Origin of the sequence: Pseudomonas sp. R5-89-07 (assembly GCF_003851685.1) — a bacterium.
Lineage (GTDB): Bacteria > Pseudomonadota > Gammaproteobacteria > Pseudomonadales > Pseudomonadaceae > Aquipseudomonas.
The window spans coordinates 2,089,950-2,115,062 of record NZ_CP027727.1 but is presented as its reverse complement, the minus strand read 5'-3'; the positions used below and the strand labels follow the sequence as shown (position 1 = coordinate 2,115,062).

The 25,113-nt window shown below is 60.2% G+C and carries 20 protein-coding genes and 1 pseudogene; 7 read left to right on the top strand and 14 right to left on the bottom strand.

Features of this window, described 5'->3' with window-relative positions:
- Nucleotides 1-117: 117 nt before the first annotated feature.
- The 4 genes from C4J94_RS09810 to C4J94_RS09795 are packed head-to-tail and all read right to left on the bottom strand — an operon-like array spanning nucleotide 118 to nucleotide 2,715.
- Nucleotides 118-1,437, bottom strand: a complete 1,320-nt coding sequence (locus C4J94_RS09810; RefSeq protein ID WP_124385961.1) for a sensor histidine kinase — start codon at nucleotides 1,435-1,437, stop codon at nucleotides 118-120.
- Entirely contained in the window at nucleotides 1,434-2,102 is a 669-nt protein-coding gene (locus C4J94_RS09805) for a response regulator transcription factor (RefSeq protein ID WP_124370264.1), read from the bottom strand. The genes C4J94_RS09810 and C4J94_RS09805 overlap by 4 nt, the downstream gene beginning before the upstream one ends.
- Nucleotides 2,102-2,413 (bottom strand): PepSY domain-containing protein, encoded by a 312-nt coding sequence (locus tag C4J94_RS09800; RefSeq protein ID WP_124385960.1) that lies wholly within the window; start codon nucleotides 2,411-2,413, stop codon nucleotides 2,102-2,104. The genes C4J94_RS09805 and C4J94_RS09800 overlap by 1 nt, the downstream gene beginning before the upstream one ends.
- Entirely contained in the window at nucleotides 2,413-2,715 is a 303-nt protein-coding gene (locus C4J94_RS09795; RefSeq protein ID WP_124385959.1) for a PepSY domain-containing protein, read from the bottom strand. Before C4J94_RS09795 ends, C4J94_RS09800 begins: the two co-directional genes overlap by 1 nt.
- A 189-nt stretch (nucleotides 2,716-2,904) precedes the next feature.
- On the opposite strand from C4J94_RS09795, the gene C4J94_RS09790 reads away from it, so the two are divergent.
- From C4J94_RS09790 to codA, 4 genes are all read left to right on the top strand, one after another.
- On the top strand, nucleotides 2,905-3,984 hold the full coding sequence (locus tag C4J94_RS09790; protein ID WP_124385958.1) for a patatin-like phospholipase family protein: 1,080 nt from the start codon (nucleotides 2,905-2,907) through the stop codon (nucleotides 3,982-3,984).
- Between the two features lie 76 nt (nucleotides 3,985-4,060).
- On the top strand, nucleotides 4,061-4,417 hold the full coding sequence (queD, locus tag C4J94_RS09785) for a 6-carboxytetrahydropterin synthase QueD (protein WP_017736453.1): 357 nt from the start codon (nucleotides 4,061-4,063) through the stop codon (nucleotides 4,415-4,417).
- A gap of 218 nt (nucleotides 4,418-4,635) precedes the next feature.
- Nucleotides 4,636-5,904: a cytosine permease gene (codB, locus tag C4J94_RS09780; RefSeq protein ID WP_124385957.1), complete on the top strand. Its 1,269-nt coding sequence runs from the start codon at nucleotides 4,636-4,638 to the stop codon at nucleotides 5,902-5,904.
- A gap of 65 nt (nucleotides 5,905-5,969) precedes the next feature.
- A complete protein-coding gene (codA, locus tag C4J94_RS09775; protein ID WP_124385956.1) occupies nucleotides 5,970-7,205 on the top strand; it encodes a cytosine deaminase in 1,236 nt (411 codons plus the stop codon).
- Nucleotides 7,206-7,214: 9 nt separating this feature from the next.
- On the opposite strand, the pseudogene C4J94_RS09770 reads toward codA, so the two are convergent.
- The 5 genes and pseudogenes from C4J94_RS09770 to C4J94_RS09750 form a co-directional block, all read right to left on the bottom strand.
- Nucleotides 7,215-9,340: pseudogene (locus C4J94_RS09770) on the bottom strand (lipase family protein).
- A 14-nt stretch (nucleotides 9,341-9,354) separates the two neighbouring features.
- Nucleotides 9,355-10,134, bottom strand: coding sequence for a hypothetical protein (locus C4J94_RS27810; protein ID WP_124385955.1), 780 nt, complete (start codon nucleotides 10,132-10,134; stop codon nucleotides 9,355-9,357).
- Nucleotides 10,127-10,963 (bottom strand): DUF4123 domain-containing protein, encoded by an 837-nt coding sequence (locus tag C4J94_RS09760; protein WP_124388948.1) that lies wholly within the window; start codon nucleotides 10,961-10,963, stop codon nucleotides 10,127-10,129. Before C4J94_RS09760 ends, C4J94_RS27810 begins: the two co-directional genes overlap by 8 nt.
- The gene (gene tssI / locus C4J94_RS09755) at nucleotides 10,963-12,981 is read right to left on the bottom strand and encodes a type VI secretion system tip protein TssI/VgrG (protein ID WP_124385954.1); all 2,019 of its coding nucleotides are present in this window, start codon (nucleotides 12,979-12,981) and stop codon (nucleotides 10,963-10,965) included. Before tssI ends, C4J94_RS09760 begins: the two co-directional genes overlap by 1 nt.
- Before the next feature lie 290 nt (nucleotides 12,982-13,271).
- A complete protein-coding gene (locus tag C4J94_RS09750) occupies nucleotides 13,272-14,258 on the bottom strand; it encodes a diaminopimelate epimerase (RefSeq protein WP_124385953.1) in 987 nt (328 codons plus the stop codon).
- Between the two features lie 228 nt (nucleotides 14,259-14,486).
- Between C4J94_RS09750 and C4J94_RS09745 the strand changes: the two genes are divergently transcribed.
- A complete protein-coding gene (locus tag C4J94_RS09745) occupies nucleotides 14,487-15,638 on the top strand; it encodes an MFS transporter (protein WP_124385952.1) in 1,152 nt (383 codons plus the stop codon).
- 57 nt (nucleotides 15,639-15,695) lie between these two features.
- Here the strand turns inward: C4J94_RS09745 and C4J94_RS09740 are convergent, their stop codons facing one another.
- The 5 genes from C4J94_RS09740 to C4J94_RS09715 form a co-directional block, all read right to left on the bottom strand.
- Nucleotides 15,696-16,640 carry a hypothetical protein gene (locus C4J94_RS09740; protein ID WP_256657669.1) on the bottom strand — a complete coding sequence of 315 codons (945 nt, stop codon included), beginning with the start codon at nucleotides 16,638-16,640 and terminating at the stop codon, nucleotides 15,696-15,698.
- Between the two features lie 612 nt (nucleotides 16,641-17,252).
- Complete coding sequence (locus C4J94_RS09730) at nucleotides 17,253-18,083, bottom strand: hypothetical protein (RefSeq protein WP_124385950.1); 831 nt, start codon at nucleotides 18,081-18,083, stop codon at nucleotides 17,253-17,255.
- A 265-nt stretch (nucleotides 18,084-18,348) separates the two neighbouring features.
- Nucleotides 18,349-20,754: a TonB-dependent receptor gene (locus C4J94_RS09725; protein WP_124385949.1), complete on the bottom strand. Its 2,406-nt coding sequence runs from the start codon at nucleotides 20,752-20,754 to the stop codon at nucleotides 18,349-18,351.
- A 96-nt stretch (nucleotides 20,755-20,850) separates the two neighbouring features.
- Nucleotides 20,851-21,801: a FecR family protein gene (locus C4J94_RS09720; protein WP_124385948.1), complete on the bottom strand. Its 951-nt coding sequence runs from the start codon at nucleotides 21,799-21,801 to the stop codon at nucleotides 20,851-20,853.
- Between the two features lie 26 nt (nucleotides 21,802-21,827).
- On the bottom strand, nucleotides 21,828-22,328 hold the full coding sequence (locus C4J94_RS09715) for a sigma-70 family RNA polymerase sigma factor (protein WP_124385947.1): 501 nt from the start codon (nucleotides 22,326-22,328) through the stop codon (nucleotides 21,828-21,830).
- Between the two features lie 146 nt (nucleotides 22,329-22,474).
- Here C4J94_RS09715 and C4J94_RS09710 point away from each other — a divergent pair, with 146 nt between their 5' ends.
- Nucleotides 22,475-23,275, top strand: coding sequence for an SDR family oxidoreductase (locus C4J94_RS09710; RefSeq protein ID WP_124385946.1), 801 nt, complete (start codon nucleotides 22,475-22,477; stop codon nucleotides 23,273-23,275).
- Complete coding sequence (locus C4J94_RS09705) at nucleotides 23,268-25,094, top strand: glycoside hydrolase family 15 protein (protein ID WP_124385945.1); 1,827 nt, start codon at nucleotides 23,268-23,270, stop codon at nucleotides 25,092-25,094. Before C4J94_RS09710 ends, C4J94_RS09705 begins: the two co-directional genes overlap by 8 nt.
- Nucleotides 25,095-25,113: the final 19 nt, after the last annotated feature.

Here is a 25,113-nt window from a genome sequence, read left to right as displayed (position 1 = left end):
CCGCTGGACTGCGCAGCAGTCCAATTGTTTGGGGCCGCTTCGCGGCCCAGCGGGAGCAAGCTCCCTCGCCACAGGTTAGTTCTCGGTTCTGGTGTTTCTTGAGTGAACGGCTGTAGGTCAGACGTGCCGGTGTGGCAGCTCGATCAGCGCCTTGAGCCCACCCAGCTCACTTTCCTGCAACTGCAACACCCCGCCCCACACTTCGACAATATCGCGCACGATGCCCAGCCCCAGGCCATGGCCGTCGATCTGTTCATCCAGGCGTGCGCCACGGCTGAATACCTGATCGCGCTGGGCTTCTGGAATACCGGGGCCGTCGTCTTCAACCGCCAGCAGATAACCGTGCGGTGTATCGCTCACACTCAATCGAACTTCGGCATCCGCCCATTTGCAGGCGTTGTCCAGCAAGTTGCCGAGTAACTCCAGCAAATCTTCACGGTCCCACGGCAGTTGCAGGCCGGCGGCGACGTGGTAGCTCAGGTCCAGATGTTCGCCATGGATCATGTTCAAGGTAGCCAACAGCCCCGGCAGTTCTTTTTCACAGTCGAACAGCGCACCCGGCAGGGTTTCGCCCGCCAGGCGCGCGCGATTGAGCTCGCGGTTGAGACGCTGCTGCACCTGCTCAAGCTGATCGCGCAACAACTGGCTCAACTGCGGCTGATCCCTGAGGGCCTCGCTCGACGCTGCACTCAACATCACCGCCAATGGGGTTTTCAGCGCGTGCCCCAGGTTGCCCAGGGCATTGCGCGAGCGTTTGAGGCTGTCTTCGGTGTGCGCCAGCAAATGGTTGATCTGCGCCACCAATGGCTCCAGCTCCAGCGGCACCTGGGTGTCCAGTTGCGAACGCTGGCCCTGTTGCAACTGGGCGATCTGGTTGCGCGCGGTTTCCAGCGGGCGCAAGGCGCGGCGCACGGTGATGCGTTGCAGTACCAACACCACCAGCAATGCCGCCAGCCCCAGTACCAGGCCGATCTGGCGCATCAGGCGAAAGCTTTCCCGCACCGGCGTGTAGTCCTGCGCCACGCTGATGGAAATTGGCTGGCCAAAGCGCTTGTAGTCCGAGCGTAATACCAACAGCTTTTGGCCTTCAGGCCCCAATTGCAGGTTACCCTTGAGCCCGGCCTCGGGGAGCGTTGGCAGTTCCTGGTCCCACAATGAGCGGGAACGCCAGTGCGTGTCGGCAAAATCAATGCGGAAATAGTGCCCCGAGAATGGGCGCTGATAGGCGGGTGACAGGCGATGCTCATCCAACTGTACACCGTTGGGCCCACGCACCAGGGCCGACAACAGGCTTTCGCTGTCGTTGCGCAGGCCGGCCTCCAGATAGCGCTGCAACCCGGCCTCGAACAGCCACAGGCTGGTTTGTGCCAGCACTACGCCGACGACCACCATCACGCTGATCAACCCCAGGCTCAGGCGCCGCTGGATCGACTTCATGCAGGGCTGGCGCCGAATCGATAACCCTGGCCGCGCCGGGTTTCGATCACACTGCGCCCCAGCTTGCGGCGCAGGTGGTTGACGTGGACCTCCAGCACATTGGAGTCGCGCTCGGTCTCGCCGTCATAGAGATGCTCGGCCAGATGGCTTTTCGACAAAATCTGTTCGGGGTGCAGCATGAAATAACGCAACAGGCGGAACTCGGCGGCCGTCAGCTGGATCTCGTCACCGTCGCGCAGCACGCACTGGCGGCCTTCATCCAGGTGCAGACCGGCAGCTTGCAGGGTCGGTTGGTTGGCGTGCCCGTGGGACCGTCGTAACAGCGCCTGAATGCGCAGGTGCAATTCTTCGGGATGGAAAGGCTTGCTCAGGTAGTCATCGGCGCCGGCCTTGAGCCCTTCGATGCGTTCTGCCCAGGAATCCCGCGCCGTGAGCACCAGCACCGGCGTGGCCAGGGCTGCCGCGCGCCATTGCGCGAGTACCTCGAGCCCCGGCAAGCCCGGTAGGCCAAGGTCGAGGATAATCAGGTCATAGGGTTCGCTGCGGCCCTGGTACGCCGCGTCGCGCCCATCGGCCAGCCAATCGACGGCATAGCCTTGGCGCTGCAGGCCCGCCAGCAGCTCATCGGCCAGCGGCACGTTGTCTTCCACCAGAAGCAGGCGCATCAGTCTTCCTTATCTTTGATCAATGTACCGGTGGTTGCGTCGAGCTTGATTTCGCGCACCACGCCTTCGGTGGTCACCAGTTCCACTTCATAGGCGTATTGGCCGTGCTTTTTCTCCAGCTCCGCCTCCAGCAGCCGGGCCCCTGGATAGCGCGACATCGCCGTATGCAACAGGTGCTCCAGCGGCAGGATCACCCCCTGCTGACGCAGTGCCAGGGCTTCATCCTGATTGAGGTCGCGAGCGGCCAGGCTTGTGCAAAAGGCCAGGAGCGCCAGCAGCACCACACTAGCGGCGCGTCGATATACCGTCATTACGTGTCCTGATGATTCTTGAGAACGTGCCCGGTGAGCGCGTCCAATTCAACATCCCACTCGAGGCCATGGGCATCTTCCAGCTCGACCTGGTAGATGTATTTGCCGTACTCCTCGTCCAGGTCGGTGCCCAGCAGGGTCGAACCGGGGTGCAACGCAAGGGCGGTGGCTTCAAGCTGATCGAACGCGAGAATAGTAACAGTGCCAGGCAATTTCAGCGGTTTGTCGGGGTCCATTGCCCAGGCCTGCGTGGCCGAGGACGCAATGATACCGGCGGCGACCAGCGCCGTGAGGCACTTCATGATAAGTCTCCGTTTCAGGATGTTTTTCCTACGACGGGCTACGGTACGCGCGCCAACTTAACTGAAGCTGAATTGCCACCATGGCAATTTCCTGCTTGCACCAACAGGCGCAGTGCTTATAAAGGCTTACGCGCTATCGTTGACGTTTTTCGCGAGCTCGCTATTTCAATCGCTCTGACAGAGACCGGTATGACAGCTATCCACATCAAGTTCCCTGCCCTGACGCTCAAGGCCGGTAAACGCGCCTTTGCACGCATTCGCGAGCAAGGCCTTACCTCTTCTGACGTTGGCATTCTTCCGGGTGCGGCCGGCGGTCCCAAGGCACTGGGTATCCAGGGCCTGGACCTGGCGCTGTTCGGCGACTGGCTGGCGCGTGCGCCTCGGGAGCGGGCACTGATCGGTGCGTCCATTGGTTCCTGGCGGTTTGCCAGCGCTTGCCTGCCCGACCCGGTACAGGGCCTGCTCGACCTCGGTCGCCTGTATAACGAACAGCGTTTCGCCAAAGGCGTGACCATGGCCGAAGTCAGCCGCAGTTGCCAACGCATGCTCGACGACCTGCTGGCCGGCCGCGATGCACAGGTGCTGAGCAACCCCGACTACCGCCTGAACATCATGGTGGTGAAGAGCCATGGCCTGCTCGCCGACGACCACCGAGGCCGGCTGGGCCTGGGCCTGTCCTCGGTGATCGCCGATAACCTGCGCGGCCGCGCACGGCTGTCGCGGCATTTCGAACGCCTGATCGTCCACGATCCCCGCCAGGCGCCCCCGGTGCACCCCTTGCAGGATTTCCCGTCGCGCTTCCTTGAACTGGAACTGGGCAACCTGCGCCAGGCACTGCTGGCGTCCGGCTCGATTCCCATGGTGATGCAAGGCGTGCGCGACCTGCCCGGCGCAGGTGCCGGCACCTACCGCGACGGCGGCCTGTTGGACTACCACCTCGACCTGCCCTACCGCGGCGAGGATATCGTGCTGTACCCGCACTTTACCGACCGGGTCATCCCCGGCTGGTTCGACAAAGGCCTGCCGTGGCGGCGCAGCAACCAACAGGGTTTGCAGGACGTCTTGCTGCTGGCACCGTCAAAGGACTATCTGGCCCGCCTGCCTTACGGCAAATTGCCGGACCGTAGCGACTTCAAGCGTTTCATGGGCGATGACGCCAGTCGCCACAAATACTGGCAGACGGCAATGAGCGAGAGCCGGCGGTTGGGGGACGAGTTTCTGCAGTTGGCGGACAACGGTGGGCTGGGCGAGCGTTTGCAAGCCCTTTGACCCAGCGGTATGCGCGGCGACGGGTCAAGCTGTTAAACTCGCCGCCTGCCAGATACCTGACCGAGCTGAAAATACCGTGGAAATCTTCAAAGAGTTTACGTTCGAATCCGCCCACCGCCTGCCCCACGTCCCGGACGGCCATAAATGCGGGCGTCTGCACGGGCATTCGTTCAAGGTGGCGATCCACTTGAGCGGCGACCTGGACCCCCATACCGGCTGGATTCGCGACTTCTCGGAAATCAAGGCGATTTTCAAGCCGCTCTACGAGCGTCTCGACCACAATTACCTCAATGACATCCCCGGCCTGGAAAACCCTACCAGCGAAGTGCTGGCCAAGTGGATCTGGACCGAATTGAAGCCACTGCTGCCGGAGCTCAGTGCGATTCGCATCCACGAGACGTGCACCAGCGGGTGTATCTATCGCGGCGAGTAGCGATGCGTTGTTGAAAAAACCACCTGCGGGTGGTTTTTTTACGCCTGGCCCAAGCCGATCCAATTTGTGTCACGGTTGCACTGCTTTCGCGCTTGATTGCCCCCCCGGAAACAACCCTGCTGCTATAAAGATCGAGCGCCATGGGTGCTTGCACCACTGCCCCCGGTTTGGCACGTACGGTGCAACAGGCCAGCGTCATTATTCAGGGAGCAAGGCACATGACCCAGCAAGAATCCGGCAACGATTACCCCCTCAGCGAAGTCCCTCTGCATGCGCGCAAGGGCCTGGCCTCCACGGCCATGGTGCTGCTGGGGTTCACGTTTTTTACGGCAACCATGTTTGCCGGCGGCAAGCTGGGGGTGGCCTTCAGTTTTACCGGCATGCTCGGCGTTGTGGCCCTGGGTAACCTGTTGTTGGGTAGCTACGCCGCTGGCCTGGGTTACATCGCCTTCAAGAGCGGTTTGAACTCGGTGTTGATGGGGCGTTTCTGCTTTGGTGAAATCGGCAGCAAGCTCAGTGACCTGATCCTCGGCTTCACCCAGATCGGCTGGTATGCCTGGGGCACCGCCACTGCCGCCGTGGTGCTGGGCAAGTACTTCGAATTGAGCCAGGGCAGCGTGCTGGCCTTGATGGTGGTGTTTGGCCTGGTGTTCTGTGCCACGGCGTACGTGGGGTATCGCGGGCTGGAAATCCTGTCTTACATCGCGGTGCCCGCCATGGGCATTCTGCTGTTGCTGTCGATGTGGGTCGCTACCGTGAAGATTGGCGGGCTGGATGGTCTGATGGCAGTGGTGCCGAGCGCCGAGCTGGATTTGTCCACGGCAATCACCCTGGTGTTCGGCACCTTTGTCAGCGGCGCGACCCAGGCCACCAACTGGACGCGGTTTTCCCGCTCGGCCAGGGTCGCGGTACTGGCCAGTCTGATCGGCTTTTTTATCGGCAACGGCCTGATGGTGTTGATCGGCGCCTATGGCGCCATCGTCTATCAGCAACCGGATGTGGTGGAAGTCTTGCTGCTGCAAGGTTTCGCCATGGCGGCGATGGCCATGTTGCTGCTCAATATCTGGAGCACCCAGGACAACACCATCTACAACTTCGCCGTCGCCGGTTGCAACTTGCTGCGCACCCGGCGGCGCAAAACCGTGACGCTTGCGGGCGCGGTGATCGGCACCCTACTCGCCTTGCTGGGCATGTACGACATGCTCGTGCCGTACCTGATTCTGCTGGGCACGGTGATTCCGCCGATTGGCGGGGTGATCATGGCGGACTTCTTCTACCGTTATCGCGGCCAGTACCCACGTCTGGCGGACGCCCGCCTGCCCGCATTCAACTGGCCCGGGCTGACGGCGTATGCAGTGGGCACGCTGCTGGCGTTCAACTCGCCATGGGTTGCACCGCTGGTGGGGATTGCTGCCGCGTCGCTCACCTACATCCTGCTCAGCGCCTTGCTGCGCGTGCGCCAACCGTTGGCTGACGCCCAGGCATGAGCCTGACCACGGGCGGTGGTAACCTGAAGGCCGCCCGATTGAATTTAGCCAAGAGGAACTTGCCCATGCACATCATCAATGCCCGCCTGCGCAACCGTGAAGGCCTGCATGATCTGCACCTGGAACATGGCCGGATCGCCAGCATCACTGCGCAAACAGCCGTACCACCGTTAGCGGCTGGAGACCTGGATGCCGCCGGCAACCTGGTGATCCCGCCCTTCGTCGAACCGCACATTCACCTGGACGCCACCCTCACCGCCGGCGAACCCCGTTGGAACATGAGCGGCACCCTGTTCGAAGGCATCGAATGCTGGGGGGAACGCAAAGCCACCATCACCCAGGAAGACACCAAGGCCCGCGCCAAGAAGACCATCCAGGCCCTTGCTGCCCACGGTATCCAGCATGTGCGCACCCACGTCGACGTGACCGACCCGGACCTCACCGCACTTAAAGCCATGCTGCAAGTGCGTGAAGAAAGCTCGCACCTGATCGACCTGCAAATCGTTGCCTTTCCCCAGGAGGGCATCGAGTCTTTCCGCAATGGCCGTGAACTGATGGAAGAAGCCATTCGCCTGGGCGCCGACGTGATCGGCGGCATCCCGCACTTCGAGTACACCCGTGACCAAGGGGTAAGCTCGGTGAAATTCCTCATGGATCTGGCCGAACGCACCGGCTGTCTGGTGGACGTGCATTGCGACGAAACTGACGACCCGCACTCACGCTTTCTCGAAGTGCTGGCCGAGGAAGCCCGCAGCCGCGACATGGGCGCCCGTGTCACCGCCAGCCACACCACGGCCATGGGCTCCTACGACAACGCCTACTGCGCCAAACTGTTTCGCCTGCTGGGCCACTCCGGCATCAGCTTTGTCTCCTGCCCCACTGAAAGTATCCACCTGCAAGGCCGCTTTGACAGTTTTCCGAAACGCCGAGGTGTCACACGCGTCAACGAACTGCTAGAAGCCGGCATGAACGTGTGTTTCGGCCAGGACTCCATCGTCGACCCCTGGTACCCCTTGGGCAACGGCAACATCCTGCGGGTACTGGAAGCCGGTTTGCACATCTGCCATATGCTCGGCTACCGCAACCTGCAGAGCGCCCTGGACCTGGTCACCGACAACAGCGCCCAGGCGATGGCGCTCGGCGACCGCTACGGCCTGGTAGCCGGCCGACCGGCCAATCTGCTGGTGCTCTCGGCAGACAGTGACTACGAGGTGATTCGCAGTCAGGGCCTGCCGTTGTATTCGATCCGCAACGGTAAGGTGCTGATGAAGCGCCAGCCGGCACAGGTGGAGTTTGTGTAACGCGCTGAGCTAGACGATCGAGTCGATGTCAAGGACGTGCGCTTTTCCCAGGTCGCTGTGGATGGCTGGCGGGATACTGGCAACCTGGGACATGGCTCGGTTTTCCCGGTGGGTGAACCAGCGCTTGAGGCCCTGCCGCAGGTTGGCGCCGTGAGCGTGGCTACCGTGTCGAGGCGGCGCCAGCGCAGGCTGGCCAAGCGCTCGCGACTGGTATGCAATCGGTCGATCTCGACGTTCAAGGCATCGTTGTGCTCATGGCTACGGTCATTGGCCGGGCGCGAGCGGGCAAGCTGGCGGCGTTTGGCCCTTAACTGCTCGCGCATGTCTTCGAGCGCGCGATCCAGCAGCTCGAACTCCCTCGTGCTCACCAGCGGGCCCTGGCTATCCAGGGTTTGCTGCCAGCGCCGCAATGTCGCCCAGGCAGCGGGAATATAGCTGGTGGTCATGAAGTGCTGCTTGGCCTGGAATAGTTGCCTCAACAGGTTGTCGCGCTCGGGCATATCGCCGTGCAGCTGCAACGCTCGATTACACCCCACCTCCTGGATCGACTCACAGCCGGGTTTCCACAACACCGAAGAACGCGTGCCATCGGCAAGTTCAATGGGCATGAAATGCTGTTGCTCACCATGGTGCTGATAAGCATTCCCACCGACGCGTACCAGGCCAGCGGCGAACAACAAGCCGCCAGCGGCGGGGGCGCTGAATAAGGTGACGGCGCCCGGCACCCACAGTTTGGCAGTGGTGTTCATCCACGGCGCAGGGACACTGGGGACGGGATCATTGTGGTTGACGATTCGATGGTGGACCAGGGCGCAGGCGCCTGCGGTGAATTCGGAATCGGCGGCGCGGGGGGCACCGTAGGTGTAGAGGAGGATGTTGTAGTTGGCGTCCGGGATGCGGCGCAGTGCTTCGGCGAGTAGTAAAGCAATCGCGCCGCCAAGGCTGTGACCGCAGATGACCACGCGTTGATCAATGTAGTATCGCGAAAGGTAATCCAGAACAAAGTGATACATAGCCTGAAACCCTTGGTAAAAACCTCGATGAGCTTTACCGGCACCTTCGACAAAAGGGACTTGATGAGCATCTGCGTCGCGCAAAGCATCTGCGCCACTGGCCGTACCACGGACAGCTATAAGGACAACTTCATCGTGATGACAAATGAAAGCTTGAGTGTCAGTGCCGGATTCAACGTCGTTAAAAAAATGTATACGCTCCGGATGCTCACCAGGCGGTTGATTGCGCTCATACAAAAGAGGATCAAAGGGCAAAATCTCAAAGCGACGGGAGTAGGCGACGTCTTCATACAATGGATAAAACCGCTGAACTTGATCTGAGTCGAACTTCCAAGCCTCCTGGTAACGCGACAACTGCTCTACAAACACGTTTCCTATACTTGGGTTCAGCGGAAAACTGACCGTATCCCCATCTCCCGTTGGAGGATCCTGGCCAAATTCGCAGTAACTCAACGTAGCCATAAGCGCCAGCTGATAGAGGTTAAGCGCACAAAACTGATCATCAGGGGAAATGATTGGCCGTAACGCTCGTAGAGGACGTACCTCCAAAGTCGTAAATTGGTTGGGAAAAAGCATCACCCCTTTGACTAAGTTCTCAGGAGGGCCAAACCCTAGATCCGCCATAATGTTGAGCGCATTTCGCGGAGGCCCAAAAACCTCGGGCGACTTTGGAGGTAAGTGGGCTTTGTACCGAACCAGATCACTGACCTCCACGTGATAAAAACGATCTGCCTTTTGCCGTGCCGGGTTATTTTCGACACGCTGGCCATCGCTGCTCAGAAAATAAGTCTGTTCTGCACGTACCTGAAGCTCCGTAATGGGTAATGCGTAGTCACGCCGACTCATAAGCCTTTTATAAGGCATTTCGTTTCCTGAATAAGGCTCATCCATCAGCAGAATTACCGGCCCTCGATACACATCCGGATGTCTGGCAAAACCGTCTCCATCCAACCGCCCTCTGTATTGCTGCCCCGCACTGTCCTCGAGAGTGTATGGCAGCCCACCGTAGGCCTTACCACTGCCCGTCTCATCGACCAGACGAAAGGACAACCAATCCCCGCGCGATGGGCATGCGGGCATCCTGTCGTTAAAAAACTGTTGCTTCCATGCATCCTGTTTCACGGAGTTTCTCCCTATTAATTACATGACGGGTAAATGCTGCATAAGCGTCCATCCGGCATTTTGAAAGCCTTGAAGTCGGGGACATTCCCCCGGCAAAACGCGTACAGATCCTCCGCGCTTTCGCCCTTACAGCGCTTCCAGCCACCCAGGACCTTTACCCAGTTATCAGCCACAGCCGGCTCTTCCTCCTCGGTAAATCCCAACACCAACCTCAACGTTTTCCCCGGCAATGCATCACGGTGCACATGCCCCCCAGGCCGTGCCGTCTTAAGTTCGCCAGCAGCATCCAGTGATTTGCACCAAAGGAATTTAAGAATGGCATGCTCGGGGCCAGCGGTACGAAATAACCACTGGCATCGTCCAGGGAGTTCCTGGACCCCAGTCTCAGGCATCAAAGGCATTCCAGGCTCCCATCTATCGTGAAAATAGATGAGGGCATAGTCCCTTCCGATATCCGACCAACGCTGCCCCCAACTGGCATTAATTGCGAAAACAAGGCTGCGCAATACCAAAGGGCAGCCATTAACTTGCTCCGTCAATGGCACCTCAAAACTGACCCTGTTGGCGATGGGCTTTCTGATAGCCTTGAATATTTTGAGCTCAGGTCGCCTGCCATTTCTTCTAGGCAGTTTGCAAACTTCGCCTGATGCAGGTGCATACGAAGCGTCCCCTAACACGTCAAACCCCGCCGGCAAATCCACCTCCAGCGTAAAGCTGTCCGACGCCCTCCCCGCACACCCCGAAAGCCACGCCACTCCAGCAGCCAGCAATGCACCTCTCATCCACCTACTCATCCCCGAGCCCCTCCTTGCACCACTGCTCCAGCACACGCTCAAAATGCTGTCCCGGTGCCTCCCCCTCCAACGGCTGCCACCGAATGACACTGCCCCGAGTTGCCTCCTCCAACCGGCGCACCACCAAAAATTCAAGCTGCTCAGGCGAACGCCATTGCCAGTCACGGGCCTGCTCGAGTACTTGGGCCAGCCAGGTCCTGGGGTCGTGAAACTCCACCAGAGCAACCAGGTCTTCACTGTGCTCAGCCAACAGATAGCGCAGGATATTGGCCTGGAGAATGGCCCCGGCCTGAGGGTTGGGCGCCTCCAGCCAGGGCGCGGGGTCAGGGACCGGATATTCACCCGGCGCGGAATTGTCCTGGCTGCACCACCGGTCCTCATGCCAGTAGCACACGCTGGTCAGCGGGCCCAGGTAGACGGGCCATTGCTCTGCCGGCAGATACGCCAGGGCACGGGCCAGGGTGCGGTTGTCGTGGAAACGGTACAGGGCCTTTTTGCCTTCCGGCCCGACCAGCAGTCGCTCACGCCAATGTCGGGTCACAGCGACCAGATCATCGCTGGGCAAACTGCCCAGCCAGCCCCGGTTTGCCTCCGGGTCCTGCAGAAGATTGGCCAGCGCAGGCTCCCCCATCTGGTCCAATAACAGGATCACGGGGCCCCTGCTCGCCAGTTCCGCTACCGCTGTTTCGCCATAGAGCGGGCAATACTGCGAGAGATCGCGAACTGCCATAAGCGCCTGGCATTGCTCGTTGCTGGCTTCGAGTATCAGGCACAAGCGACGCCCTGCCTGTTGCTGTTGCGCCATCCATTGATAAGGCAGCGCTTGCATCATGCGGCCCTCCCGGTGATGTCGCATTGGCCCTCGCGACAACGCTCGCATATGGGGCAATAATCCGCGTCCAGTAGGCGGGCCACATCCATGACGAGGCCCTGTACAGCCGACACCCCAGGCGTCCCCGTAACCGACGCAGCACTGGCCGACCTTGCAGCGGATGGCGCACCGCCAACAGTGATTGGCCGGCTGCTGAAAATCCCGCCGGCCTGAATCTGCAAATGCTCGCCGCCGGCCTTGAAACTCAACTGCGCACCGGCATCGACGACAAGGCTGGCCCCCGCCTTCAGGTGAATCTGCTGGCCGGCTTCGATGACCATGACCTGAGTTACCTGGGTGTGGCTGTCGCCGTGCACGGCCAGGTGATCGCTCGCCTCCAGCAAAACCTTGCGGTCGCCCGTGAGGTGGCGCTGTTCACCGCTCTCGAGGCGAACCGTGCTCAAGCCTCGAATGATTTCACTGCGCTCGCCCAACACTTCCAAACGGCTGTCGTGCCCCACATGCTGCTCCAGGTCACGCTGAGCACGCAGGTAGATCAGCTCTTCGCCACGGCGGTCTTCAAGATGCAACTCGTTGCTGCCCGTGCCGCCCGGAACGCTGCAACTGCGCAGTACGCTGCGGGTCTTGTGCTGCGGCAGGGAATAGGCCGGCAGGTGCAGTGCATTGGGCAAACAACCGTTGATCAATGGCTGGTCCGGGTCGCCCTCCAGGAAGGTCACCAGCACCTCCATGCCCACCCGTGGGATCATCAGGGCGCCAAATCCGGCACCGGCCCAACCGGATGCAACCCTCACCCAACAGCTGCTGTTGTCATCCGTCTTGTCCAGGCGATCCCAATGAAACCGCACCTTCACTCGGCCATAGGCATCGCAGTGCACCTCCTCGCCCGCAGGCCCTGTAACAGTCGCCGTTTGGCTCCCATTGATGGTTGGCTTGGGATGTTTGAGAGCAGGCCGATGCACCGCACGCCAGGGGGTCGCGGTGAAACGGTTGCGATACCCGACGAAGGTGTCCGTAGCGGCTATCGCTTCTTCCAGCACCTGTGGCTGATAGCCTTCGTGCCGCACCGAGGTGATCAACCACAGGTCGTTGCAGAGCGGATCCGGATGGTCTTGCAGTTCAAGAAAATGGCCACTACGCAACAAAGGCTGGTCGCTGTTGCCTGACGCACAATGCCGGTCGCACTGGTGTCGTTCCAGGCTGCGACGCGCCAGTTGCGCCCCCCGTGCATGGCCGGAGAATCCGGCAGGGTAACGGTAATCGTCAAGGGCTGGGCCCGCTGCGCAGCCGGCAGCTTGCTGCAACCGCAGCGACGGGTGTTCGAAGTCATGGTCACGGCGCACCGTTCGCCGGCTGCGAGTTTGCAGGCGAACATCGAAGCGGCTGACCCCCTTCGTTGCGCCCATAGGATCGGCTGTCGAACAATAGCGCTGCATCGGCAGGCGCTGAAACACTGTCTGATCATCACCAAATACCAGCAGATGTGAATCGGCGCTATGACGGAAGTGGTAATGGATTCCCTCTTCCTCGCACAGTCGCTGAACGAAGTGCAGATCGGTTTCTGCGTACTGCACGCAGAAGAGCCGAGGCGGATAAATCACCGGACCCAACTCGAAGGCGTAGGCATCTGCCAGGATGCCGTGTTGTTCAAGAACGCTGGCGATGATCTGCGGCACACTGCGCTGCTGAAAAATCCGCTGGTCGCGACGGTAGGCAAGGCAGGCCAAACGGGGCGCGAGGGTAAGGTGATAACGGGTGAGCCGAGTACCCGGCGTATCACGGCCGATAGCGTAAACCAACCCGTGCAGGCCTTGATTCGTTTCGCCCAAATAGAGGAAGGCAGGCTGATGAAGCAACGCTTCCAGATTAAGGTCAGGGTTTTCGCTGACTAATTGCACTTGAATGAAATACGGTTGATCCAGGCATTCACTGCCTTTGAAAGCAAGTACCTGCAAGTTGGCAGGCACCTGTGGAATCATTAATTTGAAATTTGACGAAACAAAAACGTCAGCCATCCGTTGTTACCCACCGTCGATAACTTGCTGATTAAAAGCTTTCTCCGTTGAGTGCCAAATGCTGGCCGAAAAAAAGCACCTGAACGCTCTGAAGCTTAGCGAATTCAGGGAAAATTCGGCCCTTCGAAAATAAAAGAGAAGATTCTTACGGCGAGGATGGAACTGTCTATTACAAAGTAATAAATTCGTTTAATAAACACATCATCATTAATAAGAAAGTTCCTACTCAATCAATTTCCAAGAGAACTACCTGCCAAGGAAACAGCTGACACCCATTAAATGGCAATGGCTTACTCCAATGAATGCGCAGTCCCGAAAAGACTGACGCTCAATAAGGTCTCGCCCTCAACCCGCAAACGTACTGGCGCTGTGCCAGCCGGCATCACCACAGCCACTTCTCCAGCGCCAACCCACCCTGCCCGCCATGCCGCGCAAGCCACCGCACTGGCGCTGGTGCCCGAGGACGCGGTAGGCCCCTCACCGCGCTCGAACACCCGCGCGATCACCTGATTACCTGACGCACGTGCCGCCCATTGCAAATTCACCCCGCCGACACAGGGGCGACCACTGCCCAGAGGCGGAGCAAACGCAATCGCTTGCAATCGCTCAAACAGTGCGGGTTGATGCATCGTTTGATTGTTCGGCAACGCGTCCAACTGCTCGACGAGCGTCACACAATGGGGGTTGCCCACCCGCACAAACTGGCTGCGGCCCCATTGCGGGTCTATGGCCGACAGCGCGGCCACGTGACTGAACCCATCCTGCTGCGCCAGAACGCGATCTATCCCTTCGGCACCGGCCGCCGAAGGGCCGAAAACCGGTTGCCCCAAGGTCAGCCAAAAGCCGCGGGCCTGCCGGTAAACCGCAGGCTCCACCTGAGTGGCCAGCGGTGAGGCTGCATCCGCTTTATCGTGATGCACCCTCAACTCGCAGCCCTCGGACATAAGGCCCTGGTCGGTCATTGCCTGGGCAAAGATGGTCAACCCGTTGCCACTGCGCTCGGCGAGGCTGCCGTCGGTATTGACGATCAGCAGATCAAAGGGCGGCGCTGCCTGGAACGGTCCCACCAGCAACCCGTCGCATCGATGAGCCTTGGCGTCGGCCGACGGCGGCACTGCCCCCCATCCACATTCGGCGACGATGGCCAATGCGGTCCAGGCCTGGCGCTCACTTGCGGCGAGGTCGGCGCTGCCAGGCAGGTCAACCCCCCGGCGACGCAAATGTGCAGGGCTGACCACCCCATAGATATTGCCGCGGGCATCATAGAACCGAGTCACGCTGCAAGCTGCCAGGGAAATTTCATCGGTCTGCTCGTGGTTGCCTGAGAAATAGAGCAACAGCCTATTACAGAACGCCCACGTCGATACATGCGATAACGTTTAGTTGGGAAACTCCGTCGCGCACCGCCCGCAAATCCCGAGGGAACCTGGCTCGCTCGACGAGGCCTGATGTGCAAGGATGTCGCGCAGGACATCGTTCGTTGAACGCAACACCAAGGATTATTCATGACTGCCATTCCCACTTCTGCCCCCGTGGTTCCCGGGCGGCTGGAGCAAATGTCGACCCGTATCGCTTTCTTCATCGCAGGCTTCGGCATCGCGGCCTGGGCCCCCCTGGTGCCGTACGCCAAGGCGCGAGCGCAACTCAACGAGGGAACACTTGGCCTGTTGCTGTTGTGCCTGGGGGTAGGCTCGATCCTTGCCATGCCTGTGGCAGGGGTGTTGGCGTCGCGCTTTGGCTGCCGGCGCGTATTGAGCGCAGGCACGATCATGATCTGTCTGGCATTGCCGCTGCTGGCCACTGTCAGTTCGATTCCGCTGCTGATGGCCGGGTTGTTCCTGTTTGGCGCGGGGTTGGGGACCGTGGACTCGACGGTCAATCTGCAAGCGGTGATCGTGGAACGGGCCAGCGGCAAAACCATGATGTCGGGCTTTCACGGCCTGTTCAGCCTGGGTGGCATCGTCGGTGCGGCCGGCGTCTCCGGTTTGCTGGCGCTGGGCTTGTCGCCACTGCAGGCAACCCTGGTGGTGATCGTCATCATGGTAGTGGCGCTGCTCAAGGCCGGGCCGCACTTGCTGCCCTATGGCAGCGAAAGTTCAGGACCGGCGTTTGCCATTCCCCACGGCGTGGTGCTGTTTATCGGCTGCTTGTGTTTCATCGTTTTCCTCGCCGAAGGCGCAGTACTGGACTGGAGCGCGGTGTTCCTCAGTGCCGAGCGCGGGCTGGACGAGGCTTATGCAGGCCTCGGCTATGCCGCATTTGCGCTGACCATGACCGCCGGACGTTTGACCGGTGACGTGATTGTGCGGCGCTTGGGCGCTACGCGGGTGATCGTGGCAGGTGGCACATTGGCAGCGGCCGGTGTGTTTCTGGCCACGCTGTCCCCGGCCTGGGAGATGGCGCTGCTCGGGTATGCGCTGGTGGGCGCCGGCTGCTCCAATATCGTCCCGGTGCTCTATACCGCCGTGGGCAAACAGAACGTAATGCCCGAACACATTGCCGTGCCCGCCATTACCACCCTGGGCTATGCAGGCATATTGGCCGGGCCGGCCGTGATCGGGTTCATTGCCCATGGCAGCAGCGTGGCGACCGCGTTCCTGCTGATCGGTGGGTTGCTGGCGGCGGTGGCGATCAGCGGAAGAATCGTGCGGGTATAAACGCACGCCTGTATGAGCGGCCCGATTATTCAGCCCGCTCATGCACCTGCAAAGCCTTCAGTCGCCCTTTTCTTTCTTGTCGTTTTCCAGCCATCGGTCGATGCTGTAGTTCTTCAGCCAGCCATCAATGTTGTGGCTGCCGAAAATGTTGGTGCCGTTAGCCTTATTGCTGTCCAGGGAGTCGAGTAATCCTGGTCGCTCAACAATGTTCTTGGCAACGTATACCTGCTGCTCGCTGTATTTCTTCTTGGGGAACCCAGTCGCCGGATCCCGTACAACATTACCGTTCTTGTCGGTTTCGTCAGGGTCTTTACTCATTTCGATCAGCGTATCTGTCTTGACGTAGCGGTGCTTCTCGAAGAAGAAATTGTAGTCTTCGGATGTGTCGCGCAATTGATCAAACATGCCCCTGAATGCTTGGACGACTTGTGCATTGGTTTTGGAATGGAAAGGGTCGGCACTTTGCGTATTGGGATTGGTATTACCCACGATCAGGTCCGATGCCTTGGCCAGGCTTTCGGGCGTGATTTTACCGCCATCTACCAGAATCGCTTCGTTGAGCCGAGGACGATTGAGTATCTCCCTGGCCAACAGGATGGTGCGCTCGGAGACGTTGCTGGTGTGTACATCCTCGTTGGCAATTTGTTGCAGCCCGCTCTGCGTCAGATGACCATCTTTCTTGAACTTATCCAGCATGGAAAAGTTGTTACTCAGATCAGTCGCCAGCAGGTGATCATCGGAACTGATATACGGATTGCCCACTTTCGACATTCCGCCATACAAACCTTGCCCATCAAAATGCCGACTGGCGCCGTTGACCATCAAGTTTTTGGAGACATAACTGGAGGTTGTTCCGAGCGGCTGCTGAGTGCCAATCGCCTTGTCGACCACGCTGAGCCGCGTGAAACCCCCACTGCCTGTAGCAGGCGCCTGACTCCCACCGGCGGACCAATTGTGCAGGGGAGGTAATCCAGAGCCCGAAGTATTTATGCCGTTAGTCATGTTCGTTTCCACCTTATTTAGGTTGCATTACCTGAACCTCGAGTGACCTATCCTCAAGAGCGCTGTGACGGTCAGCGCGAGACAAGCCTCGGATATGTGGCAACCTAAACATAATGGTTCCGGCAAGCCGTCAGCCTGCTCTTGGTAAACCTTGAACGTTTGTAACCAGCCCAGCGAGGTCCATGGGTTGGCCCTCATTGACGGCGTGACAATTTGCCCCACAGCGCTTCGAGCAATGACAGTGCTGAGCGAGGCGCCGGCCTGTCCTCCATGGCGCGCGAGCCCCTATCGAAGTCTTCAGTCGTAGGCGCCTTGAAACTGAACTTGGGTGACGACGTGAGGTTGAGCCCCTTTGCTTGAGAGGGGCTCGGGCTTTGTAGCGTAGTTGCCGAAGCAGGCAGGGTTGCAACAGCGTACTGGGAGTGAGACTGGCGAGGTTCAAATGATGTCGAATTCATAGGCCATTACCTGTTCCCGTAGACGAAGGCATCCATTGGGTAAGACCGATGGATGCTTTCTTCGTGGTAAATACTTGTAAATGGTTCCAGCATCACCGAGGAGCGGTTTCCTGGCCGAATGTCTACCCACCGATGCAACGCATTGGGCCAGGTCTTAGCGCAGGAGCCGATACAGGTCTTCCCGGGTGATCTTGCCATCGCGCAGAAACCCGAAGACATTATCCATCGAGCCCTTCAACTCCGAGCGCGCCATGATTTCTCGCGATAGCAGGGTAATGCTGTCGGTTGGCCCATGACCATAAAGCGGACGCGACGCATACTTTGCGAAAGTGTTGACGTCGATAGCGTTTCTATCGGCGCTCCACCTCGGCCCTTTCAATGCGCTGAAGTGATTCAAGACATTCTGAGCAAGTTGCCTGTCGTCCTGAAGCTTGAGTGGGTTCGACGAAAGGATGAATTTGCTGATGTCTTCTTTGGACAGGGACTGATCCAAAGCACCCGTCCCGTCATTTCGATCGAGGGCTTGCATCAGCCCCGGGCGTTTGAGCAGTTCCCTGGCCAGCCTGATGTTCGCGTCCCTCTCCGGATACCCGGTCAAGGGTCGACCTGCCATATTATTTATATGTTCGGGCGTGACGGTTGGTGCGTACCAGGGTTTGAACACGTTGTATTTATTCAACAGCCCCTGAGCCAACAGCTCGTTGCTTTGCTTGCCGTAATAAGGATCCGGCAGCGTTGGATTGGGCCGTGGAGGCGGGCCTGAAAGTGTCGGGTTGGGACGTAAGGGCGGGCCTGGATTGAAGCCTGGTTTCGAAGACTGCGCTGCGCTGTCGAAAACCGGGCCGGACTGACTCGCCGACTGCTCGAAACTCGGGCCCGCCGCGCCCGCAGCCTTGACCACCGGGCTGGCTGGTGCGTCTGCGCGGGTCTGCGGCAGGTTGTCAGTTGATGAGGCGAACGCTTGATTGGATGCGGATACCGACATGGGGTGCTCCAGTTCTGATTTAGGGCGATGCCTTGCTGGCGCAGACGCGTCAACAACGGGTGGATCTTCTGCACCAGCAGGCCCTTGCTGTGTGGCAGAGCACAGGCAATAGGTTCCTCGACGTGTTGAAAACACCCGCATACGGGTAGGAACGAAGCCTTGAGGGATGAAGAACAAACCGCGAAATTTTCCCCGCCCACGACACAACGCAAATCGCCACTCACCCAGGACAGGATGAGCGGCGATCGCTTGAATCAACGCACGGTCAGAACCCGACGCTGGCCTGTACGAAGAAGGTATGCGGTTCGCCCAGATACAACCCGGCATTGTTGTCGCTGGAGCGGGTGTAATGCTGTTGGTCGAAAAGGTTTTTCACGCCAACGCCCAGTTTGAGATTCGACAATTGCGCACCGAAGTCATAGCCACTGCGCACGTTGACCGACACATAACCTGGGATATCACCGAACTGGCCATCGGCGGTTCCTTGTGTGAGGTAAGTAGTGCCAGTACCCGGCGCACGCTGGCCGGACTGGGCGTAGACATCCAGGTTATGGGTCCAGCGATTGACGTCGTAGCGCAGGCCCAGGGTCGCCACTTCGCGCGAATACAGGGGCAGGTCGCGGCCCTTGAAGGGCACATCGCCTTCAGAGGTGGCTTTGGTGTAGGTGAAACCGGCGTTGGCGGTGAGGCCGTCCAGGCGTGGGTCGAGGTAGGACAGGTCGTAGTGGGCCGACGCCTCGAGACCCGCGTGTTTGGTGGCGCCGAGGTTAGTCCAGCCCACGTCGTTGCTGACATACTGCAGTTCATCCGAGAAGTCGATGTAGAACAACGTCACTTCGCCGCCCCAGACGCTGTCGTTGTAGCGTGTGCCAATCTCGTAGGTCTTGGCTTTTTCCGGATTCAGGCCGTTGGCGGTCTGGTTGCCGGTGCCGCCCTGCCCCAGCTGGAAATACTGCAGGCTACCGAACGAGGTTTCGTAATTGGCGAACAACTTCCACGCATCGGACAGGTGGTACATCACGCTCAGGGCCGGCAGCGGTTCGTTGTTATGGATCTCGCGGCGTTTTTCCTCGGTGCGCTTGCCATTGAGGCCCACGACCGGGCGATCATGCCATTCGGTGCGGATATCTTCGAAGCGGATGCCCGGGGTGATGGTCCACTTTCCGATATCGATCTTGTTATCGATGTAGAACGCGTTGGCCTCGGTACCACCCGTGCGGTCCTGATAGACGTGACCATCGCTCTGCCCGCCCGGCGTCGGCACGTTATTGACCAAGTTCAGGCTGGTGGCCTGTTCGTGCATGCCTTCCTTCAGATAGCGATAACCCACGCTGACTTCCTGAGTGCTCGGGCCGATGTCGAACACATGGGACACCCGTGGCTCGATGCCGAAGGTGTAATAGGTGCGCGGGTAGGAACTGAGGGTTTTCAGGTCACGATTGGCGATGTTGCTGCCACGGAAACTGTCGGAGTAGTACGTCAGCACTTCGGCCTGGGTACGGTCGTCGATCTGCCGAATGTACTTGAAGGACACGTCCTTGCGGCGGCCGCTGAAATTGTCCCAGTCGCGCACCGACTGGTAGGGGTTGGCGTCGAACTGTTGCTGTGTAAGGCCGCCGGGCATGTCGGCGCTGGCGTCGTAGTAGTGGAAGTTCAGCGAGAAGTCATCTTGATCGGTCGGTGCCCAGTGAGTCTTGAAGATGACGTCGTCAATGTCATTGGAATTGTTGCTGTTGCGATAACCGTTGCCATTGACCCCGGAATACAGCAGCGCGGCGCCGATGCCGTTGTCGGCGGTGCCACCGATAAAGGCGTTCTCGACGTGCTTCCAGCCGCCGTGGGCGGACGTCTGCAGCGTGGTGCCGACGTCACCGGAAAATGTTTGCGGGATTGCACGGGTCACGAAGTTGATCACACCGCCAACGTTTTGCGGCCCATAACGCACCGAACCCGCACCGCGTACGACGTCGATGCTCTCCAGGTTACCGGCGGAAATCGGCGCCATCGACAGTTGTGGCTGGCCGTACGGGGCGAACGCGGCCGGTACGCCATCAATCAGCACGGTGGAGCGTGGTGACAGGCGCGACGTCAGGCCGCGTACACCGACGTTGAGGGAAATATCGCTGCCACCGGTGCCGTTGGCTTCCTGCACCTGCACGCCGGGAACACGGCGCAACACGTCACCCACATTCATCGCGCCCTGCTCGACCATGGCTTCGCGGCGGATCACGGTACGCGCGCCAGGATGGTTCTGCACCACTTCGGCATTGGCATCGCCGAGCCAGTCGCCGACGACCTTGATATCGGTCACCCCCAGTTCGAGGGGCGAGCCAGCCTCCCCGGTGCCGTTGCTCACCGGGCGCAGGGTCACAGAGCCGGCGTCGATCTGATAATCGAGCCCGCTGCCCTGCAGCAATTGGCGCAGGGCTTGCTCGGGCGCGAGGTCGCCGTCCACCGAGGGCGCTTGCTTGCCCGCGACCATATCGGGGCTGAAGAATACCTGCAGGGACGTTTGCTGCCCCAGTTGGCTCAGCGCTGCGCCCAGGGGTTGGGCGCGAATATGAATGCCTTCGCCAGCATAGGCGGCAGGCAGTGCGGTGCTGACCGCAATGACCAGGGCCAGGGGTGCCCAGCGGGAAATTTTATCGTTATCGATGGCGAGTTTTTTCACGTCGAACCGGGTCCTGTGATCGCAAGGGTGTCGGCTGTTAATACAAACCAGTCGCAGTTGCAGAAGAAGACGAAGAACTCGAAAAAAACCTGAATCTCAGCGTGAAATAATTTCTTGGCTGCCATCCGGTAGCGTCTGCACGGCCACCGGCAGGATCTGCGGCAGGGCCTTGAGCAGAGCGTCGGTATCACCGGTCTTGAACACGCTGGTCAGGCGCAGGTTACCCACCGATGCCGTGCTGACCCTCAGCGGCTGTTCGCGGTAGCGCGACACTTCCCGCGCCACGTCACTCAATGTGGCGTTGTTGAATATCAACTTGCCGCTGCGCCAGGCCGTCAGTTCCGCCGGGTTCACCGCGTAAGCCGCCGCCACCTGGCCCTGGCTATCGACATGGGTGCCACGCCCGGCAGTCAGTGTCACCACTTGATCCGACACGCGCCCCTGCACCTTCACCGTACCGGCCTCGACCGCGACGCGGGTCTGCTCGTCGTCCCGGCGTACATCGAAGCGCGTACCGGTAACCGTCACATGCCCTGCACCGGCCATCACCACGAAGGGGCGGCTGGGATCATGCTCGACACTGAACATCGCCTCGCCCTGCTTGAGCTCAACACCGCGCTGGCCATGTTCGTAGTGCACCGTCACCACGCTGCGGCTATTGAGGTCGATCAACGAGCCATCGGGCAAAACCACCTGGCGATGCTCGCCCAGGCGCGTAGCGAACTCAGCGTTGTACGATTTTTCCGGGTTGAGCGTAAGGAACAATCCCAGACCCAGTGCAACGGCGACCACACTGGCAGCCAGCGCATAGCGCAGCACGGCGCGGCGCACAGGGCGCTCGATCGACGCATCGCCGAGGGCCTGCAGCCGAGCCTTGGGCAGCAAGTCCGCGGCGCCCCACAGACCTTGCAGCACATCCAATTCATATTGATGTTCAGGCCGCTGTGCGCACCAGGCTTCAAAACGCTGGCTCTCTTGCGCACTCAGCTCGCCATCCTGCAGGCGCACGAACCATTGCGCGGCCTCATCGCGGGCACGGGTATCCATGGTGGAAGGTCCTGTTTCAAAACGGCTCATGGTGCCAGCGCGTCCAGGCGGTCGCGCAAGTGCCGCAGGGTGCGGATCATATACTTTTCCACCATGTTTTTAGACAGTCCCAGGCGCTCGGCGATTTCCTGCTGGGTAAGGCCCTCGATCTTCTGCCAGACAAAGATCCTGCGGCAGTTGAGCGGCAACTCGGCCAGGGCCCGCTCGATCGAGTCCGCCAACTGGATCGCGTGCATGTAGTGCTCAGGGTCACCGCTGTGGGGCGAACGCTGGTCAACGGCGTGCAGCGTCATGGCCTCACGACGGTCCTCGCGGCGGTAAGCGTCAACCGCGATATTGCGCGCTGTCTGGTGCAAATAGGCTCGCGGCTGTTCAACCTCGCAGGGTTTGGACTCAAGCACCCGCACAAAGGTGTCATGGGCCAGGTCTTCGGCCTGCTGACGGTTTCTCAGGCGGCGCGTCCAGGTTCCGATCAACTCTTCGTAGTGCTCGAAAAAGCCTGTTCTGCGGGGCGGCTGCGGGATCATCGCGGGTGCACTGGGAAGGCGGGGCGTGAATAATAATGCTTCCTATTAAGCAGGGCAATTGCTGGCGGTCGCTGAAATAAGCGATGAACTTGTACGCTGCCCTGCCAGTCAGCTGACTGAACTCACAAATCAAAGGTGGGCAGTTCATGCAGCTCTCGTTGGAACAACAAGTGGCCCTGGTCACCGGTGCCAGCTCCGGCATCGGCGCGGGTGCCGCCAAGGCGCTGGCCGAAGCCGGAGCGGCCGTGGTGCTTAACTATAATTCCCAGGCGGCACCGGCCCAAGCCCTCGCCGCGCAGATCAACGCCAACGGCGGGCGGGCGATTGCCATCGGTGGCGATGTGTCGAAGGAGGCCGACGTTGAACGCCTGTTCGCCCAGAGCCTCGATGCCTTCGGTCACCTGGATATCCTCGTCGCCAATTCCGGCCTGCAAAAAGACGCCAGTCTGGTGGACATGAGCCTCGACGACTGGAACACCGTGATCGGCGTCAACCTCACCGGCCAGTTTCTCTGCGCCCGCGCCGCCGTGCGTATTTTCAACCGTCAAGGCGTGCGCGAGGGCGTGTCCCGCGCTGCCGGCAAGATCATCCACATGAGCTCGGTGCACCAGTTGATTCCCTGGGCCGGGCATGCCAATTACGCAGCGTCCAAGGGCGGTGTGGAGATGCTGATGCGCACCCTCGCCCAGGAAGTCAGCGAGCAGCGCATTCGGATCAACGGGATTGCACCGGGGGCGATCCGTACCGCGATCAACCGCGCGGCCACCGAAGGCGCCGCGGAAAAAGAGCTGCTCAAGTTGATTCCCTATGGCCGGGTCGGCGATGTGCAAGACGTGGCGAACGCCGTGGTATGGCTGGCCAGCGACGCGTCCGACTATGTGGTCGGTAGCACGCTGTTCATCGATGGCGGCATGAGCCTTTATCCGGAGTTTCGTGGCAATGGTTGATCTGAAGAACGAGCCACAAAGCCCCATTCATGCTCACGGCATCATCGGCGACATGCGCAGCGCGGCGCTGGTGAACGACCAGGGCAGCATCGATTTTTTCTGCTGGCCGGAATTCGACAGCCCGTCGATTTTCTGCGCGTTGCTCGATACCCCTGAAGCGGGCACGTTCCAGCTCACGCCAGACCTGCCCAATGCACGCCGCGAGCAGATCTACCTGCCCGACACCAATGTGTTGCAAACCCGCTGGCTCAGCGATACGGCGGTAGTGGAAATCACCGATTTGCTGGCCGTCAGCGAAGAGGTCGACGATCTGCCACTATTGATACGCCGCGTGCGGGTGGTCAGCGGCAGGGCGACCTTCCACCTGCGCTGCGCCGTGCGCCATGACTACGCCCGCGCCAAGACCCACGCCAAAGCCTGCGATGCCGGCGTGTTGTTCAGCGCGGACGGTCAGCCTGGGCTGCGCCTGGTCAGCAGCCACCCGCTCACGCTGGACGAAGATGCGGCACTGGCGCGCTTCACCCTGGCCCAGGACGAAGGCGCCGAATTCGTCCTCGGCGGCCAGGACGACCCACGGGTGACCAATGCCTGTACTGACCTCTACCTGCAACGCACCTTGAAGTTCTGGCGCAGCTGGATCGGCCAATCGAACTACCGCGGGCGCTGGCGCGAAACGGTCAACCGCTCGGCCTTGGCACTGAAGCTGCTGACCTCACGCAAACAGGGCGCAATCATCGCCGCCGCCACCTTCGGCCTGCCGGAAAGCCCTGGCGGCGAACGCAACTGGGACTACCGCTACACCTGGATCCGCGACGCCTCGTTTACCGTCTACGCGTTCATGCGCCTGGGTTTTGTCGAGGAAGCCAATGCCTACATGCGCTGGCTCAAAGGTCGGGTCAGCGAGTGCTGCGGCCAGCCCACCAAGATCAACATCCTGTACGGCATCGACGGCCGCCAGGAACTGCCCGAGACCACACTGGAGCATTTGAGCGGCCATGGTGGCGCCCAGCCGATGCGCGTGGGCAACGAAGCGTTCAGCCAGGTTCAGCTGGATATCTACGGCGAACTGATGGACGCGGTCTACCTCGTCAATAAATACGGCGAAGCCATTTCCCACGAAGGCTGGAAACATACCGTGGAGGTGGTCGACCAGGTCTGCGAAATCTGGGACCACGAAGACGTCGGCATCTGGGAGATGCGCGGTGAGCAGCATCACTTCCTGCACTCGCGCCTGATGTGCTGGGTCGCCCTGGACCGCGCCATCCGCCTGGCCTCCAAGCGTTCGCTACCGGCGCCGTTCGCGCGCTGGGACCAGACCCGCCAGGCCATCTATGCCGACATCTGGAGCAACTTCTGGAACGAAGAACGCGGGCATTTTGTGCAGCACATCGGCAGCACCGCCCTCGACGGCTCAATGCTGCTGATGCCGCTGGTGCGTTTCGTTGCCGCCACTGACCCGCGCTGGCTGTCGACACTGGAGGCCATCGAAAAAAGCCTGGTACGCGACGGCATGGTCTACCGTTACCGCAACGACGACAGCCGCATCGATGGGCTGTCAGGCACCGAAGGCGCGTTTACCGCGTGTTCGTTCTGGTACGTCGAATGCCTGGCCCGCGCCGGCCAAGTGGAGAAGGCCCACCTGGAGTTCGAACAACTGCTGCGCTACGCCAACCCGTTGGGGCTGTATGCCGAAGAGTTCGACAGCCAGGCCCGGCACCTGGGCAACACGCCCCAGGCCCTGAGCCATTTGGCGTTGATCAGTGCGGCGACGTTTCTGGACCGTAAGCTCAGCGGTTCGAAAACGGTGTGGCAGCCTTGATGTCAGCCAATGTCTCAGC

Coding starts and splice junctions, on each gene's coding strand:
- C4J94_RS09810 (WP_124385961.1), bottom strand. CDS start 1,437: ATGAAGTCGATCCAGCGGCGCCTGAGCCTGGGGTTGATCAGCGTGATG.
- C4J94_RS09805 (WP_124370264.1), bottom strand. CDS start 2,102: ATGCGCCTGCTTCTGGTGGAAGACAACGTGCCGCTGGCCGATGAGCTG.
- C4J94_RS09800 (WP_124385960.1), bottom strand. CDS start 2,413: ATGACGGTATATCGACGCGCCGCTAGTGTGGTGCTGCTGGCGCTCCTG.
- C4J94_RS09795 (WP_124385959.1), bottom strand. CDS start 2,715: ATGAAGTGCCTCACGGCGCTGGTCGCCGCCGGTATCATTGCGTCCTCG.
- C4J94_RS09790 (WP_124385958.1), top strand. CDS start 2,905: ATGACAGCTATCCACATCAAGTTCCCTGCCCTGACGCTCAAGGCCGGT.
- codB (WP_124385957.1), top strand. CDS start 4,636: ATGACCCAGCAAGAATCCGGCAACGATTACCCCCTCAGCGAAGTCCCT.
- codA (WP_124385956.1), top strand. CDS start 5,970: ATGCACATCATCAATGCCCGCCTGCGCAACCGTGAAGGCCTGCATGAT.
- C4J94_RS27810 (WP_124385955.1), bottom strand. CDS start 10,134: ATGAGTAGGTGGATGAGAGGTGCATTGCTGGCTGCTGGAGTGGCGTGG.
- C4J94_RS09760 (WP_124388948.1), bottom strand. CDS start 10,963: ATGCAAGCGCTGCCTTATCAATGGATGGCGCAACAGCAACAGGCAGGG.
- tssI (WP_124385954.1), bottom strand. CDS start 12,981: ATGGCTGACGTTTTTGTTTCGTCAAATTTCAAATTAATGATTCCACAG.
- C4J94_RS09745 (WP_124385952.1), top strand. CDS start 14,487: ATGACTGCCATTCCCACTTCTGCCCCCGTGGTTCCCGGGCGGCTGGAG.
- C4J94_RS09740 (WP_256657669.1), bottom strand. CDS start 16,640: ATGACTAACGGCATAAATACTTCGGGCTCTGGATTACCTCCCCTGCAC.
- C4J94_RS09730 (WP_124385950.1), bottom strand. CDS start 18,083: ATGTCGGTATCCGCATCCAATCAAGCGTTCGCCTCATCAACTGACAAC.
- C4J94_RS09720 (WP_124385948.1), bottom strand. CDS start 21,801: ATGGATACCCGTGCCCGCGATGAGGCCGCGCAATGGTTCGTGCGCCTG.
- C4J94_RS09715 (WP_124385947.1), bottom strand. CDS start 22,328: ATGATCCCGCAGCCGCCCCGCAGAACAGGCTTTTTCGAGCACTACGAA.
- C4J94_RS09710 (WP_124385946.1), top strand. CDS start 22,475: ATGCAGCTCTCGTTGGAACAACAAGTGGCCCTGGTCACCGGTGCCAGC.
- C4J94_RS09705 (WP_124385945.1), top strand. CDS start 23,268: ATGGTTGATCTGAAGAACGAGCCACAAAGCCCCATTCATGCTCACGGC.